Here is a 17,898-nt window from a genome sequence, read left to right on the forward strand (position 1 = left end):
CCCGAATGCAAATGATGGCCGGGCGCGGCGTGCCGGGCCGCGTTACCGGGCGGCCCGCTGCGCGCCTTTTGGCCGACCGGGGCAAAACAAATTGACGGGTTGCGAGAATTGATACTACCCTGAGTTGAGGCTCCTTTAAGCCCTTTTCGAATACTTCTTGTTTTTCATGGTTTCTTCTTTCGTCGTGTTTTCAAGGGATCGCGATGTCTGGGTCATCGAATTTTTCGCCATCGAATTTGGCATTGTCCTATCAGGTCTCGGCAGATCGCTTTACCGGGTCGGCACAGGTCAGTCTTGATTTCGACCTCCCCGAGGGCCGCAACGGTCTGCAGCCGACCCTCGGTCTGAGCTATGCCTCCTCGCGCCTGCAGGGGGCCTTCGGGCGCGGTTGGGTCCTGATGGGCCTGCCGGTGATTACCGTCGACAGCAGCGATCACCTGCCGCGCTACGATCAAAGCGATGGCTATACCGCCACCCTGGGCGGTTCGCTTGTGCCCAGGCGCGACGCGGCGGGCCGGGCCGTGGCCCGCACCGAGGCCGGGTTCCGGGTGGAAGCTTTCATCGCGCAGGAAAACAACAGCCGTATCCGGTTCGAACGCTGGGTCGAGATCGCCACCGGCGCGGTCCACTGGCGCAGCCGCGACACCACCGATGCGGTCACCGTCTATGGCCGCGACCCCGAGGCCGGCACCTGCATTGCCGACCCGGCGCAGCCCCGGCACATCTATCAATGGTTGCCGGAACTGACGGTCAATGCCCGGGGCGATGCCATCTGGTACCAATATCTGTCCGAGGATCTGCGCGGCGGGGCAGGCGGGCGATTGGCCGACCGCGCCCGGCGCGGCGCACTGGCGCAACGCTATCTCAAATCCGTGCATTGGGTGAACACGACCCCGGCGCAGGATGCCGACGCCTTCGACCCGGCGACCAGCGGATGGGCCTTCCAACTGGTCTTTGATTATGGCGATCACGCCCCGGATGCACCCGGCCCCGTGCCCGACCGCGCGTGGCCCGCTCGGCCCGATCCCTTTTCCACCTGCACTGCGGGGTTCGACCTGCGGACATGGCGCCTGTGTCAGCGCGCCTTGCTGTTTCACCAATTCGATGCACTGGGGCCGCAGCCCGTCCTGACCCGCAGCATCGCCTTCGATTATGATGAACGCAGCAGCGGCACCTTGCTGACCGGCGTGACCAAGACAGGCTGGCGCGAGGGGGCCAGCCGCGCCATGCCGCCGCTTCGGTTCGACTATACCCAACCGTCGATCGCCGATACCTTCGCCGCCGTGCCGGCCCCCCTGCAGGCCACCGCCCCCGGTGGCCTGTCGAATGCCAAGACGCTTCTGGCCGATCTCTACGGCGAAGGCTTGCCGGGCCTGTTGCAGGATGACCCCGCCGGGTGGTTCTTTCAACGCAACCTCGGCGGCGGGCGGTTCGCGCCGCCCGTCTGTGTGCAAAGCCGCCCGGCCCACAGCCTTGCGGCGATATCGCTTGGCGATTTCGACGGTGACGGCAACATGGATGCGGTGGCCTATGCCGGGCAGGGGGCGGGGCATTACACATTCGACCGCAGCAAGGGGGAATGGAGTGCCTTTCACCCCTTCGATGAAATGCCCGCCCTTGGCAGCCTTGCCGGGCTGCAACGGCTGGACATGACGGGCGATGGCCGCGCCGATCTGGTGGTGCGCGACGGCGAGGGCCTGCGCTATTACGAGGCGCGCGGCCGCGCCGGTTACGCGCCCCAGGCACAGCGTACCCGCCTGAGCGAAGCGGCCGCCCAAGGCCCCACCGGCGCCCCCCCGCTCGGCAGTGATCCGGCCAATGATTACCTTTTCGCCGATATGACCGGCGATGGCCTGCAGGATCAGGTCTTGGTGCGCAGCGGCATGATTGCCTATTGGCCGGGTCTGGGCGGCGGCCGTTTCGGCGTGCCGGTGGTTATGGAAAACGCGCCGGTTCTCGATACCGCGGGCGGCTTTGCGCTGGATCGTATCCTGCTGGCGGATCTGGATGGCGCGGGCACGGCGGACCTGATCCTTCTGGGCGAAGGGGAGGTCCGCATCTGGACCAACGAGGCCGGCAATGGCTGGAGCGCGCCGCGCATCCTGTCGGGCCTGCCGATGATCGACACCAAAAGCACCGTCGAGGTGGCCGATATCATGGCCGACGGGCGCCTGTCGCTGGTCTGGACCGAAGTGCGCCCCGGTCGCATCGCCACATGGCAAAGCCTGCCTTTGTCCGGTGCGGTGCCGCCGGGCCTGATGCGCGAGCTGCGCAATGGCATGGGCCGTTGCGACCGCCTGGAATATGGCCACTCGGCGCAGCATTACCTGCGCGATCAAGGCAGCGACCGGGCATGGGATACCAGCCTGCCCAGCCATCTGGTCACGGTGGACCGGGTGATCACCGAAGACCTGATCACCGGCACCCTATATGAGACGCAACTGCGCTATCGCAACGGGGCCTATGACGGGCGAAGCCGCAGTTTCGCGGGCTTTGGCGAGGTCGAGGTCGTCACCGCCGATTTCCTGCACACCGGGGGCGACGACCTGCCGGTCAGTGAACCGCTGATGACCCGCGCCTTCTATGATCACGGGCAGGGCGATCCGGCACAGGCGCGCTATTGGCAGGGCGATCCGCAGGAAATCAAGGTTCCGGCCTTCCATTTCGAACGCCCGCCCGGTGCGCCGGTGCCTGATATGGAAACCCTGCAGGACGCGCGCAAATGCCTGCGCGGGCGTGTCCTGCGCGAAGAAACCTACGCCATCGGGGCCGATGGCCCGGCCCCGGTGCCGATGTCGGTCAACCAATCGGGCTTTGCCCTGCGCATGGAACAGCCCCCCGCCGCCGCAGCCGCCCTGCGCAACCGCAGGCGGCCACAGGATCGCGCGGTGCTGGCCTGTTTTGACCGCGAAAGCAGCGCCGCACTTTATCACGGGGTCGCCGATGATCCGCGTGAATCGCATGCCTTCATCCTGCACCGCGATGACCATGGGGCCGATACGCTGGTCGCAACGCTTTGTTACCCGCGCCGCGCCGGACAACCGGTCGAGGATACGGGGCAATCCACCCTGACATGCGAGATCACGCGCAAAACCCTGCACCACGCGGACGAGGACGCGCTTTTGTCGCTCAACCTTTTGCGCGAACAGGAAGAGTTCGTTTTGCCCGGCTTGGCAGCCCCGGCGCGCGGCTGGTTCCGGTTTGACGAACTGGCGGCGCTTGTGGATACGGCGCTGGCCGACCCTTTGGAGTTTGCCGCCCCGCCGGTGCCCAACCGCGCCCTGCGCAGCCATTGGAGCCGGCAAATCCACTATGACGCGGCAGGCCTGCCCGCCGATTTCGACCGCCCGCAGGATATCGCGCAACCGCCGCGCCTGCACCACGCCGAAAGCGCCGTGTTCTCTGACCTTTTCGCCACCACGCATTACGGCGGCAGTATCGGCCCGCGCCTGACCGATCTGGGCCATTGGCAACGCGATGGGCATTGGTGGCGGGCAACCCCGGTGCTGACCTACCTCGAGGCTGCCGGGTTCTTCCGCGCCACGGGGCATATCCTGCCCGATGGGCGGCGCACGACAAACGGCTTTGACGCGGCGCATCTGTTCGCCGTGGCGATGACCGACCCATTTGGCGCGGTCGCGACCAGCGTGATCGACTATCACGCGCTTGCCCCCCGCCGCAGCGAAAGCCCGACCGGCGCATGGAGCGAAACCGTGTTCGACCCGCTGGGCATCCCGCTGCGCGCCGCCCATGGCGGCAGCGTGGTGGATGACACCGGCACCCCGCAGCCTTGGGGCTTTGATCCGCCGCCCGCCGGGCCGGTTCCCGATCTGGCAACCGCATTGGCCGATCCGGCGGGGGCGCTTGGGGCGGCCTCACAGCTGATGATCTACGATCTTGAGGCGTTTGAAAGGGATGGCAGCCCGCCGGTACAACTGTCCATTCTGGCGGGCGATCTGCGGCATGACGGGCAGGGCGCGGCGCAGGCCATGGGCCATCTGCGCGTCGAAGTTTTGTATCACGACGGCTACGGCGAGGTTCTGAGCGGCAAACAACGGGTCGAGGGCGGCCCGGCCATTCACCGCGATGCGCAAGGCGACGTGGTGCTGGCCGCCGACGGCACGCCCGATCTGCAAGATGCCGCCCAACGCTGGAGCACCAACGGCTGGGTCCAGCGCAACCAGAAGGGCGAGCCGATCCGCGCCTATGAACCTTATTTCTCGGACCGCCCCGATTACGAGGCCGACGAGGTGCTGCAACAATTCGGCCAGCCCACCGAACAGTATTTCGATGCCTTCGGACGGGTGGTGCGGCGGCTTCTGCCCGGCGGGGCCATGGAACGCTCGGACTATGGCGCGTGGGGAGAGCGGCATTTCGATGCCAATGACACGGTCGATCAATCCGCGTGGCGGCTGTCGCGGGACATTCTGCCCGCCGATCACCCCGACCGCCGCGCGCTTGACGGCAGCTTGCCCCATGCAGGCACCCCGGTGGAACGCATCTTCGATGCCACCGGCGCACAGGTGCGCCTGCGCGAGGATGGCGGGGCCGCGGGCCTGCGCGAAATGCGCAGTCTTTATGACCACTACGGCGATATCACGCGCGTCATTGATGCGCGCGGGGTCGAAACCTCGCGCCATGTCCATGACATGCAGGGGCGCAAGATCACCGAATGGCTGGCCGATGCCGGCCAGACCCGCGCCCTGTTCGATGATCGCGACAACGCCGTGGAATTGACGCTGGCCAATGGCACCATCCGGCACACGCGGTTTGACGCCACCGACCGGATCGTCGCCGTGGATGTCGATACCGGCGCTGGACTGCGCCGGGTTGAGACGGTGAGCTATGCCGATGACCACACCGATGCCGACACGCTGGCACGCAATCTTTTGGGGATGGCCGTGATCACGCGGGACGATGCGGGCGAACACCGCCTGCTGGATGCCCTGCCCACCGGGCAGCCCACCCGCAGCTCGATGCAACTTCTGGCCGATGCCGAGGCCGCGCCCGATTGGACGGGCGCCGTGGCGCTGGAGGCGGATGTCTTTACCACCCGCATGCACCACGATGCCTTTGGCCGCCCCTTGAGCGAAGAGCGCCCCGATGGCACACGCCTGCGGGCCGCCTATACCGATGGCGGCCATCTTGCCGCCCTGTCGGTGGCCACGCTGGACGGGCAGGTGCCCGAAACCGAAATCCTTGGCGATGCGCGCTACAACGTGGAGGGGCAGCGCGAATTCGCCCGTCTGGGCAACGGCGTCGAACTGACCCGCAGCTATGACCCCGACACCCGTCTGGTCCGACGGATCGAGGCCCGCCGCCCCGCCGCCGGGGCGCGCGTGCGGCTGATCCAGAACCTCAATTATACCTATGACCCGGTGGGCAATATCACCGCCTGTCACGATCTGGCCCATGATCCGGCGGGCGGCGGGGCTTCGGCCTTTTTCCGCACCGCCCCCGCCGTCAGCGCCGCGCGCTTTTATACCTATGATCCCTTCTACCGGCTGACGCGCTGCGAGGGGCGGGCGCATAACGCGCTCACTGCCGGGCCAACCCCGCAGGCCGGTTTCGCACTGTCGGATGGCTCGGCCACCGAACGCTTTAGCCAAACCTACGAATACGACCTTTCGAACAATCTTGAGCGCCTGCGCCACACCGGCACCCTGAGCAACTTTACACAGGATTTCTGGATCGACGCGGCCAGCAACCGATCGCGCCCCGCCTTGGGGGCCGATGGCCTGCCCCATGCCAACCCGCAGGCCGATTTCGCCGCCTCGGGCGAGGTGCAGCGCATGGACCACATCGCAAGGTTGGAATGGCGGCACGATCAACGGCTGGCCCGCGCGGTGGTGATCGACCGCGCGGATCAGGGGCTGCCGGATGATGACGAGGTTTATCTTTACGATGGCGACGGTAACCGCCTGCGCCGGATCACCCGCCGCATGCTGGCCGGTGGCATCATTGAACGAACCGAGGTGACCTATCTGCCCGGCGCGCAACGCCGCCGCATCTTCCGCGACGATCGGATGATCCTTGAGAGGTTCACGACCACGCTGTCCGATGGCCTGTCCGATATCGCCGAGCTTTACCGCTGGACCCTCGACAGCGGCGCGCGGGAAACCGACGACGTGACCGCGCACCGCCTGCGCTATACGCTGGGCGATCACCTGGGCTCGGCCTCGCTGCGGCTGGACGAGACGGGCAATATCATCTCCTACGAGGAATACCTGCCCTTCGGTCAACGCGCCTTTGCCGCGGGCGACAATGCCCGCGAGGTGGCGCTCAAGCGTTTCGGCTTCATCGGGCGCGAACGCGACGATGCCACCGGGCTGCACCATATCGGGCAGCGCTACTATGCAAGCTGGCTCTGTCGGTGGATTTCTCCCGATCCGGCGGGCGACGAGGATGGCCCGAACCTTTATATCTACGCGCAATGCAACCCGATCACCTATCTTGACCCCACCGGCCTGCAAACCACCGGCAGCGGCGAACGGGGCAAACGCATCCCGGTCGAAGTGGCCGAAACGCCCGACGCGGTGATCAACGCGATCATCGGTCTGAGAACCTCCAACCCCGAGCGTTTCAGGGAACTCAAGGCGCTCTATGACGCCAGGAATTTCGCCTATTTCATCGACACGCAGGGCACCGTGCACATGGGCAGCAAATCCGAGATGGCGGCGCTTGTCGAACGCAAGCTGGCCGCTGGCGAAGACGTGCAGGTGGCCACCGCCCCGGGTGGGTCCAACGATGGCACCGGCACCGGCGATGGCACGGGCGACCCCAATGACGACACCGACCCCGAGGATACCTCCGACAGCACCGACCCCGGTGCCAACACCTCGGGCGGCGGCGGCGAAGGCGACGACAGCCAAGAGGCCAAGGACGGCAAGAAAGACGGCGCCGACCTTTCCCAAGGTGATGACGATGGCACCGGGGCGGACACCACCGGCAAGGATGGGGAAGGCAAGGCCAGGAACGGCAGCGACCAAGGCGATGACGACGGCACCGGAAGCAACCCATTGTCCGAAAGCAACGGCGACGGCGGCGGCGGCACCTCGGACGACGCCAACGCCCATGGTTTGGGCGACACGGGCACGGGCCACGGTGCGGGCAAAGGTGACCCCGTCAAAACCGGTAGCGGCAAGGGCGGCGAGCACACGCGCCCCGGCGCCAGCGGCAGCGGGCTGGGCGATGCGCATAAACCCGGCGGCAGCGCCGAGGGCAAGAAAGGCGGCAAGGGCAACGGCACCGGCACCGACCCCGAGGCCAACGGCACCCTGCCCGATGGCGAAAAGGGCGGCACCGGCAAAACCCCCGGCGGCCAACAGGGCGGTCAGGAAGGGGGCATGGCCGGCGGCAGCCTCAAGGGGTCGCTCAATGGGCACCCCGACGGCGCGGCCACCGGCGAAGGCAAGGGCACGGGCGGCGAACGCAGCACCGGCAGCGGCAACGCCGGGCCGCAAACCGGCGGGGCAAATGGCAAGGGCGGCGCCAGCGGCGACGCCAACAAGAACAAGACGCCGGGCCAAAGCGGCGACGAAGGCGGCGGCGGTCAGAAACCGGCCACCGTCATGGACAAGGTGGTCAAATACGCGGGCTACTGGAACCTTGAATTTGGCGGCGACAAGAAAGGCGGCGAATCCGGCGGTATCCCCGGCGGCATGGGCAGCCTGAACCTCGGCGCATGGGGGCAGGGGCTTTACGTGGCGTTGACGGTGGTGGATATCGCCCTGACGGTGGTGACCCTTGGTGGCTTGGCGGCCATCAAGACCGGCCTGAAAGTGGCGGTCAAAGCAGGGGTGAAAGCCCTGACAACACTGGGCCGCAAAGCCGCTAAAAACCTGTCGGTCAAAGGGCTGAGGCAACTCTCGGCCAAAGGCGCGAAACAAATGAGCGTCTATGCCGACAATCTCTTCAAATGGGTGGCCGGCGATTATGCCCTGCAAGGCAAGTTCTACAATTGGGCCATGAGCAAGGGCGGATGGCGTGCCGCCATGGCCGACAGCGCCGTGGGCCGCTGGCTGCTTTACGGGATTACCCCCGGGGCCGGGGCCTCGCCGACCGGGGGCGGCAAGTTCCTTGGCTTCTGGCCCTATGTGAAAACCACGATCACCAATACCGCCACCCGTCTGCCCAACAAACTGGACGGCGGCGCGCACGAGGCCTTCCATGCCTTCACCAACCTGGTGGCCTGGCCGGTCAAGCAATTCATGTGGAAAACCCCGAAAGGACAGCCGGTTTTCGCCATCCTCAGCCAATTGGATGAAATGGGGGCCTATGCCGCGGGACGGCTGGCCACGGGCCGCTTGCATGCCTTGCCGATGGTGCCGTTGAATGCCCTGCACTCGACCTACCAACTGTATTTCCAGATTGGCGGACAATCCATGGCCCGCAAGGCCATGGGATGGACCGCCGCAGGAATGGCCGGGCTGGGCGGGGTTGCCTATGGCGCCTACCGCTACTTGACCGGCGACGATGAAAAACCCGCCGCCGCGGCAGGCGCACCATGAGTGCGCCGGGCCTCAACCGGGTCAGCGCCAAGGCGCAAGCGGCCAGATTGGCCCGCTTGGCCAAGGCCGGGCAACTGGTGCAACTCGGCGCGATAAAAGGCGGCCGGGTTTTGCATACGGGCTGCGGTTTCGGGCCGGAATTCTGGCTTTTGCCGGATGGGGCCGATCCCGACAGCATCGCTTTCGATAGCCAAAACGCCGCGCCCATCGGTGCCGCGCTTGTTTGCGACGGGCTCGACCCCGTCACCACCCCGGAGGCCCTGCGCGCCCGGGGGGCCGAGATAACCATGCGCATTCCACAGCTTTAGGACGGATCGCGCCAATACATTTGGGAGACTTGTCATGCCGGAAGAAATTCTTGATCTCAAGGGACTGCGCGAACTGGCCAAGAAACGTAACCTCTCGGTGGCCGAAGCGGCCCGCGAAGGCGTGACCAAAACCGTCTTGGCCGAAGTGCGCAGGCAGCAGGTTCTCGGCTCCCTCGAAGCGGTCCCCGATGCGCTGCGCGCCCGGATCAAGGAAATCTCGGATAGCGAGATTCTGGAGCGCAAGGCCAGCGAGGCGATCGCCGATGCCATCAAGACCGCCGATATCGAAGACAGCGAGAAAGCCCGGCTAGAGGCCGATTTGTCGACCACGGGCATTGCCGAACGCCTGGCCGGGCTCGATACCGGTAACCAGGACGCAAAACTGGATGACATGCCCTTTTTGCGCCGCGAACTGGACCGCTCGCGGGTGGCGGCGCTGGCCGATCTGGCCGATCTGTCCGATGACGGGGCCAAGGCGCTGCTGGAGCGTGTGCCGTCGCTTGAATCGCTGTCGGATCAACGGGTTGGCAGCTTGGCGATCGAAGGCAAGCTGAACAAGGAAGACGCCAAGCGGCTGGGCCTCCTGTCCGGCTTCGCGCAGCTTTTGGGCGACGATATCGCGGCGGTCGAACGTGTCGCCAAGACACAGGTCAAGGCGCTGGGCCGCAGGCCCGAAAAGCTGCAGGACCTGTTGTTCGCCAGTGACCGGGAACTGGCCAAAACCACCGCGGCCGAGTTGCTTGAAAAAGACCCCGAGGGCGCCAGGGCCAAGGCCGATTCAATCCGCCACCGTATCGAAGAGCGGTTTCCCGATACCGGCCTCCGGGCGCGTTTGACCGCCCCGAAAAAAGAGCAGATCAGCAAAGGCTATGCATCCATCCGCGACCTGCTCAAGCAAAACCCCGAGGCGCTCTTTGATCCCGATCTGCCCGCGCGTCTGGACGACAAGGAAAAGGCGGCCCTGTCCGAGGTTCGCGCCACGGTGGGGGCCTACCCCGGCCTTGAGCTTGAAAAGATCGCCCAATCCGGCGAGGCGGCAAACCGCGTCGCCGCCCGGATCGGTGAACGCCTCGCCGTGTTCGACAGGTTCCTTGAGAAAAACGGCGACATGGACTTGATGCAGCTTGACCTGATGCCGGGGTCCGACGACCTGCGAAAACTTGACTTCGACGGCCTCGACGCCAAGGACCAAGCGGCGGTCCTGACCGTGCTCAAGGCCCGGACCCGCGCCTACAAGGTGGGCGGCACCGTGCGCAACGCCGCCGCGCTGATGCAGGGGGGCTTTCATTCCGCCGTGGCCGTCGCGGCCAGTGACCCGATGACCGTCGCAAGCCTGACCGGCATGCCGATGGTCGAGGCCGAGATGGTCTATGCCCGCGCCCGCGACACCCGCCTGACGGTGACCAACCTCGTCGCCACCCTCGCCGATGAATTGATCTGGCAACCCGGCGGTTACACATGGCTGCCCACCCCGCCCGAGGATGTCACCGACGGCCTGAAACAGCTGCCCGGCTACGAAGACCTGTTCGGCGATCAAAGCTTCTGCGACTGCGCGCATTGCGATTCGATCCTCAGCCCGGCGGCCTATTTCGTCGACCTGATGAATTTCGTCGATGAAAACGTCACCAAGAAGGAATTCACCGGGGCCAAGGCCAATCATGCGCTCAAGCTGCAGAACCGGCGGCCCGATCTGTGGACAACGCCGCTGACCTGCGACAACACCCATGATCTGGTGCCCACCCTCGGCATCATCAACGGCATCCTTGAAACCGCCATCGCCCAACGCGCCGATGCCGGGATCGACATCTCCGACCGTGACGCGGTGCACGACAAGGTCTATGGCGATGACCTGCCCGCCGCCACCCGGTCTTTCGTCACGCCCTTCGTCCTTGGCGCGGCCGAAGCCGATGAATATGTCACCGATTTCGATACCGACCGGGCCGAGATCATGGGCCTGATCCGCCCCGACGCCCCCAACGACGTGGCCAACGCGGCGGCGCTTCTGCTGTCGATGCCCGCCTACGGGATGATCACCACGGCCCGCAGCCAATGGGGTTTCCTCGAAGCGCTTTACCGGATGGAGTTTCCCCGCTCTGGCAATACCGCCGATGCTTTCGATGTACAGGACATCATGGCCGGAATGGAGATCGGCCGCGATGACTTCGGTGCGCTGGTCGAAACCGATTTCGTCCAAGGCGGCGGCAATATCCGCATCCGTGCCCAGAAACGCGCGCCCTCCAGCGTGCAGAATGATATCGAGCGCGTCACCGGCATGACCCGCGCCATGTTGGACCGGGCGCATCGCTTCTGGCGGCTGGCGCAGGCCATCGGCTGGGATCCGGCCACGCTGGACGCGGTGATGACCCGTGTGGGCGGCGGCCTGACCGATGCCGCCATTGCCCGGGTACTGCGCGTGGCGCATACCGCCGATGCGCTTGGCCTTGATCCCGATCAGGCCCTCGCGCTGGGCGGTGACATCCCCCGGATCGCCATGGGCCATCACGACAGCGCGCTGATGGACCGGCTGTTCAACGAAACCCTGCGCACCGATGGGGCGGTGGCCTTTCCGGCCCCGGCGCTGCGCTTTGTCCATCCCGGATTGCGCAACGATGCCTCCTTGCCCGATGCAGGCCCCAATGCCGGGGTCTTCATTTCGCAACGCATGCGCATGGCCTTCGGCATCAGCGAGGAAGACCTGCTTGCGCTGATCGTCAACCTTGCCCCGGCCCTTGGCTTTGATCCCGAAGCCGCCGCCGAACAGGATCGCGGTTTCCTGCTGACGGCGGAGGCGCTGTCGCTGCTCTATCGTCATGCCCTGTTGGCCGAGGCGCTGGGCCTTGAAATCCCCGGTCTTTTCATGGCCATCCGCATCGCCACGGGGGCCTCTGCCGTCACCACGCCCGATCACGTGACGGCCCTGCTGGACTTTGCTGAGCGGGCCGAAACCATGCCCTTCGATCTGCCTGTCGTGGCGGCCTTGACGGGGGTGGCGACCGATCCGGCGGAGGACGGGGAATTCTTTGATCCCACCGCCCTGACGGCGCATGTGGTCGCCGCCATCGCCGATGGCGAACGCGGCCTGTTCGCGCCCACGGTCTTTGCCTATCTCGATGGCGTCAGCGAGGATCAATCCCGCGCCATAACCCGCGCCAACGAAAGCCTTTTCGACAGCGCCGAGCGTGACATGCTGCGCCTGAAGCCGGGGGTCGGCCTTGCGCCTGCCATCACCGCCCCGGCGGCGGGCTTTCCCAGCGGTGTGACCGAGGCGGATTTGCAGGCGGTGCTGGACGGGTTCAACCTGCGGCGCATCCTACCCGAGGAACTGGCCCTCGCGCTTGACGTGCCACAAGACAAATTCGATGCGCTGGCCACCTTGGCGGGGGCCGATTTCACACAGGCCAGCGTGATCGACGCGGCCAGCGGCGGGTCCGCCGGGCCGCTTGAAACGGCGCTGGCCCGCATGCGCCGCCCCATCGCCGCCCTCGCCGATGATGTCATCACGGCCGAACGGGTGCGGTTTGTCGATACCAACCGGGCGCTTTTCGCCTTGGCAAACCCGGTCGCGGTCTGGACCCGTGCCAGCGTGGGCGCCATCGCGGGCTATATCGACGCCCTGCAAGACGGCGATGGTGACGACCACGCCGAGGCGGTCGAGGCGGTTCTGGCCGCCCATACCGCCGCCAATGGTTTCGCCGCCGCCGACACCGGCCAATTCGCCCGCGCCACGGGGGCCGATATCGCCACGGTGCGCGTCTTCGAAGCCGCCGCCAGCCTGCCGGATTTGGCGGTGCCCGCCCTGACGCATATGCGCCGGATCGTCGCCTTCGCCGAGGACCGCCATCTGGGGGCCGATGTCATGGCCCTGCTGGCCTCCGAGACCGCCGAATCCCTGAAAGAAGGGGCCGAAAGCCTCAAGGCGGCGCTGCGCCTGCGGCTGGGCGACGAGGCGGCCTTTGCCTCGGCCTCCGAGGCGCATGAGGACGCGCTGCGCGGCAAACGCCGCGATGCGCTGGCCGACAGGATGATCCGCGATTCCGCCGGGCGTTTTGCAAGTCGCGGCGACCTTTACAACTACTACCTCATCGACCCGGATATGGAGGGCTGCGCGCGCACCTCTCTGGTGGTTTCGGCCATCGGTTCGCTGCAAAGCTACGTGCACCGCGTCGTGCTCAACATGGAGCAAGACCGCCGCGCCGCGAATGCCGCGGATCACGTCCATATCAGCCCCTCGCGCATCCCCGCCGATGAATGGGAATGGCGCAAGAATTACCGCGTTTGGGAGGCCAACCGCAAAGTCTTCCTCTGGCCGGAAAACTACATGCTGCCCGAACTGCGCGACAACAAGACCCCGCTGTTCGAAACGCTGGAAAAAACCCTGCTGCAACAGGATGTCACCGAACAAACCGTTCTGGATGCCTATGGGGCCTATATGCGGGGCTTCGAAGAGGTGGCAAACCTGCGCATCGCCGGGGCCTATCACGAACATGTCTGGTCGGACGGGCAGGACGTGATGCATGTCTTCGGCTGCACCGCCGACGATCCGCCCGGCTATTATTACTGGACCATCCACAACCTGACCTTCGGCAAGATCCTCGACAATCGCCGGGTGACCTATTCGGCGCGGCGCAAGATCGACGTGGCCATCCCGGTGCGCGATGTCTCGCCCTTCATGTACAACAACCGGCTGCATCTGTTCTGGCTGGAAACCAGCACCGCCTCGCGCAGCGAGGTGGAAGGCGGCGAAAACAAGTTCCGTGGCTACAAGCACACCTTCAAGATGATGTTCACCTTCCTGCGCCTCGACGGCACATGGGCCACGCCGCAACAGCTCCGGCTTGAACCAAACTGGATCCTGCGCGAGGGCGGCGTGCTGCTTGAAGGCCGCTTTGCAAAGAATCCCCCCTCGTCGTCCCTTATCCCCAGTTTCTCCGATGAACTGATCCCGCACAACGACTACCACGAAGGTTACCGCCTGAACGCCCCGGCATGGCAAAAGGTCTATCCCGGTGTGCTTGACGGGGAACTGTTCCTCAGCCTCGGCGCACGGCACGTCCCCTATCACGTCGATCTTTACGAACGCCGCGCCATGGCCCCCACCGACGATCAGAAGGAAAGGATGGCCTCCGCCTGGGGGCGCAATCGGCAGGCGATGCACATGCGCGGGTCCTCGGATCGGCCGCGCCTCTACGAACAGGCGATGCACTGGCAACCGGGACTTTTCCCGGCCCCGGTCGGCGCGCGGCTCGACTTCGTGAAATCCCGCCGCGCGCTTGATCGCAACCTTCTGGCCAGCGGGTTCAACAAGAATATCGCGCGCGATATCCGCGATGACCTGAATTTCTTCGGCAGTGACCTGGGCGCGTCGGTTGCGCGGGTCAATACCCCCGATCCGCATCTCGTCGTGCCGCAATCGGATTTCGGCTTTCCCTGCCTGTTCGTGCAAAAGCAAAGCGATGTCAGCTTCTTCAGTTACAACTTCAACAGCTCCGCCCGCCCCTACGAGGCCCGCCGCATCGGCACCACCGTCCTTAACGAGTTAAGCCGCACCCTGTTCTACGGCGGGGTGGATGCGCTGCTCGATAAAAGGGCGCAGGCCGATTTCAAGGAAAAGGCCCACCTGGTCACCAGCAGCAACATGCGCACCCGGCTGCGCGGCACCACCAGCGGCCTTGACTACGCAGGCCCCCTTGGCACCTATTTCCGCGAGATTTTCATGTATATCCCGGCGCTTCTGGCCGGGCACCACAATGCACGCGGGGATTATTCCGCCGCGCAGGGCTGGTACCAGACCATCTTCGACCCCACCGCCAAGTTCGACAGCGGCGTCGATCTGGCCGGCCTGTCGGACAGCGCCCGCAAACAGGCCGAGCGCGATCGCGTCTGGCAATATGCCGAGTTCCACGGCATGGCCCCGCCGACCCTGCGCAGCATCCTCACCGATGAAGACGCACAAGAGGCCTACCGCAAGGATCCCTTCAACCCCTATGCCATCGCCCGCCTGCGCCTGTCGGCCTTCCAGAAGAATATCGTCATGCGCTATGTCGATAACCTGCTGGACTGGGCCGACAGCCTGTTTCGCCAGTTCCAGCGCGAAACCGTGGACGAGGCGCATATCCTTTACGATCTGGCCCGCCAGATCATGGGCCCGCGCCCCGCTGATGCCGGGGATTGCGGCGAAGGCAAGGTGCGCCCGCGCAGCTATGAAAAGATCAAGCCGCACATGGAGGCCGGTCAGGATTTCCTGATCGAGGCCGAAAGCTTCTGGGTGCACCACGGCATCATGCACGAGGCCATCAATACCGGCTTTGTCGCCAGCCGCGATTTCGTCGCCATGGAACGCGCCGATCTCCATTTGCTCGACCTCAAGGCCAAGACCGAATCCATGGTCATGGCCGAAATGACATTCGACAGCGCCCGCACCAAGGGCGCCGCCGAACGGGTCGACAAGATAAGCCGCGGCCAGACCGAGTTGCAGATCAACGACGACCCAACCGTCGCCATGCTTGCCGATCGCCCGTCGTCCGAACCGGCCGAACCGGCCCTGGCGCCGCATGCCGCGGCCGAGAAACGCTATGCAACCGCGCACCTCAAAGACGGCATCCCGGGGCGGCAAATGACGTGGAACGGCACCGGCAAGGTCTATGCCGAACGCGGCCATATGCGCGCCACCGAAACCCTTGATCGCAACTGGCGCCACTGGAACCGGATCAGCCCCGATGCCTTCACCACCTCGGTTGTCCAGCAGGTCGGGCCGGTCTTCTGCGTGCCGCGCAACAAGGACTTGATGAAAATCTGGGACCGCATCCAAGATCGCCTCTACAAGATCCACAATTGCCGCAACATCGATGGCGAGCGGGTGGATATGGCGCTCTTCGCGCCCGAGATCGACCCGATGGCGCTTGTCCGCGCCCGCGCCGCCGGTCTCAGCCTCAGCGATATACTCGGGGCCAGCGCGGGCAACCTGCCGCCCTATCGCTTCTCCTACCTGATCTCCAAGGCCCGCGAATATACCTCCTTGGTGCAGGGCTTCGGCGCCAAGCTGCAGGGCGCCATCGAACGCAAGGATGGCGAGGAACTGGCCAAGCTGCGCCTGCAACAGGCGATCAACATGCAAAACCTTGTCACCAAGGTGCGCGAGAACGAGGTCAAGACCGCCGAGGAAAGCCTTGAAGAGATCAACCGCCGCAAGGAAGCGGTGGAATACCGCAAAGGCTATTACGAACAGAATATCACGGACGACCTGCTGTCATGGGAACGGGCCGAGCAAATCTCGACCCACGGTGCCGGCATCAGCAAAGGCCTCAGCGCGGCGCTCAGTGGCACCGCCGGTATTTTCTACCTCATCCCGCAACTGGGGTCGCCCTTCGCGATGAAATACGGCGGTGCCGAACTGGGCGGCTCGGCCAAGGAATGGGCCAAGGTCTTCAGCGATACAGGCACCATGCTGGATATCTTCGGCAAATCCGCCTCGCTTGAGGCCAAGTATCAACGCCGCCGCAAGGGCTGGGAACACAGCAAGAAACTCGACGAACACGAACTCAAGCAGATCGAGAAAAAGATCGCCGCCGCCGAACTCCGGCTCGAAATCGCCGAACGCGCCTTGGAAAACCACCTTCAGGCCATCGAGGATCAGGAAGAGGTGCTGGAGTTCTACGAAAGCAAGTTTTCCGGCGAAGAGCTTTACACATGGATGGTTTCGACCCTGCAAACCATCTATCGCCAAGCCTTCAATGCGGCCTTCTCCATGGCGCAACTGGCCGAACAGGCCTATCGGTTCGAACGCCCCGACGATACCGCCACCCTGCTTGACCTCAGCTATTGGGAACCGGGGCAGGCGGGCCTTTTGTCGGGCGAGAAACTGGCCGTCGATCTGGTGGCGATGGAAAAACGCTTCCTCGAAACCAACTACCGCAAGCTGGAAATCTCGCAACCCTTCTCCCTGGCCGAGATCGACCCGGCGGGGCTGATGCGCCTGCGCGAGACCGGGGAGTGTACCTTTACCGTGCCCGAACTGGCCTTCGATCTGCTCTATCCCGGGCAGTACCGGCGGATCATCAATTCCGCGCGCCTGTCGATTGCCTGCGTGACCGGGCCCTACGTCAACATCCCCGCAACGCTGACGCTGACCGGCTCGAAACTGCGGGTGGAGCCCACGCAGGATGGCCCGGCGGGCCTGACAGACAGCCTTTTGCGCCATACCGTGCAGATCGCCACCAGCACCGCACAGTCCGATGCAGGCGTCTTCGACTTCAGCTTCGCCGATCCGCGCTACATGCCCTTCGAAGGGGCAGGGGCCGTGGAAAGCACATGGAAAGTGACCCTGCCGCGCAACTTCCGGCCCTTCGATTATGCCACGATCAACGACGTGATCCTGCATATCTCCTATTCGGCGGAAAGCGACGGGGTGCTGCGCGACCGGGTCGAAGATGCCAATGCCTCGCTCGAAGGGGCCTTGGCCAAGGCCTTGACCGATAATTCACTGGCGCGGGCCTATAGCCTGCGACAGGAATTCGGCACCGTGCTGCATCAACTGTCCACCGGGCCGGTCAATGTCGATGCCATGCTGACGCTCGATCAACGCGCCCTGCCCATGGCCTTGCGCAACCGCTCGATCAGCCTTGATCAGGCCCTGTTGCTGATCAAACCCCGTGACGGGCTGTCGGCCACCGGCACCGAAATCAGCATCAACGGGACACCCGTTTCCGGCTTTGCCGCCTTGCCCGATTTCCCCGGCTATGTCGGCGCCAGCGCCGCGGCGGGATTCGGGGCGGGGCTTTTGGGTGATCACCTCCTGCGCATCACCGACGCGGGCGATCTTGCCCCGGGGGATGCGGGCGCCACCGCGGCCTTCGACGAAGGCGCGGTCGAGGATATCGTGATCCTCGTGCAGATGTCGCTGGATTGACCGGCGGCGGGTGGGGGCGTCCGGCGCGTCCGGGGCATCGCTCCGGGCGTGCCGGGCATCGCTTTGACGGCGGGATTTCGTACGACTCGTACGATCCTCCGGCGGACCCCCTTGAGTTTCGTACGAAACCGGGGGCATCTTCGTACGACTCGTACGAAAATTCTGCACAAAGGCC

3 protein-coding genes are annotated in these 17,898 nt (G+C 65.1%); all 3 read left to right on the forward strand.

Annotated elements, in window-relative coordinates:
* The first annotated feature begins 236 nt into the window (after window positions 1–236).
* From RBB32_RS12395 to RBB32_RS12405, 3 genes are read left to right on the forward strand one after another with little or no spacing between them, the layout of a single operon-like run.
* Window positions 237–8,510, forward strand: a complete 8,274-nt coding sequence (locus RBB32_RS12395; protein WP_306153027.1) for a SpvB/TcaC N-terminal domain-containing protein — start codon at window positions 237–239, stop codon at window positions 8,508–8,510.
* Window positions 8,507–8,818: a hypothetical protein gene (locus RBB32_RS12400; protein ID WP_306153028.1), complete on the forward strand. Its 312-nt coding sequence runs from the start codon at window positions 8,507–8,509 to the stop codon at window positions 8,816–8,818. Before RBB32_RS12395 ends, RBB32_RS12400 begins: the two co-directional genes overlap by 4 nt.
* Window positions 8,819–8,852: 34 nt before the next feature.
* Entirely contained in the window at window positions 8,853–17,723 is an 8,871-nt protein-coding gene (locus RBB32_RS12405; RefSeq protein ID WP_306153029.1) for a neuraminidase-like domain-containing protein, read from the forward strand.
* Window positions 17,724–17,898 lie beyond the last annotated feature (175 nt).

The sequence above is a fragment of the Roseovarius sp. MMSF_3281 genome (genome assembly GCF_030733685.1).
Classification (GTDB): domain Bacteria; phylum Pseudomonadota; class Alphaproteobacteria; order Rhodobacterales; family Rhodobacteraceae; genus Roseovarius.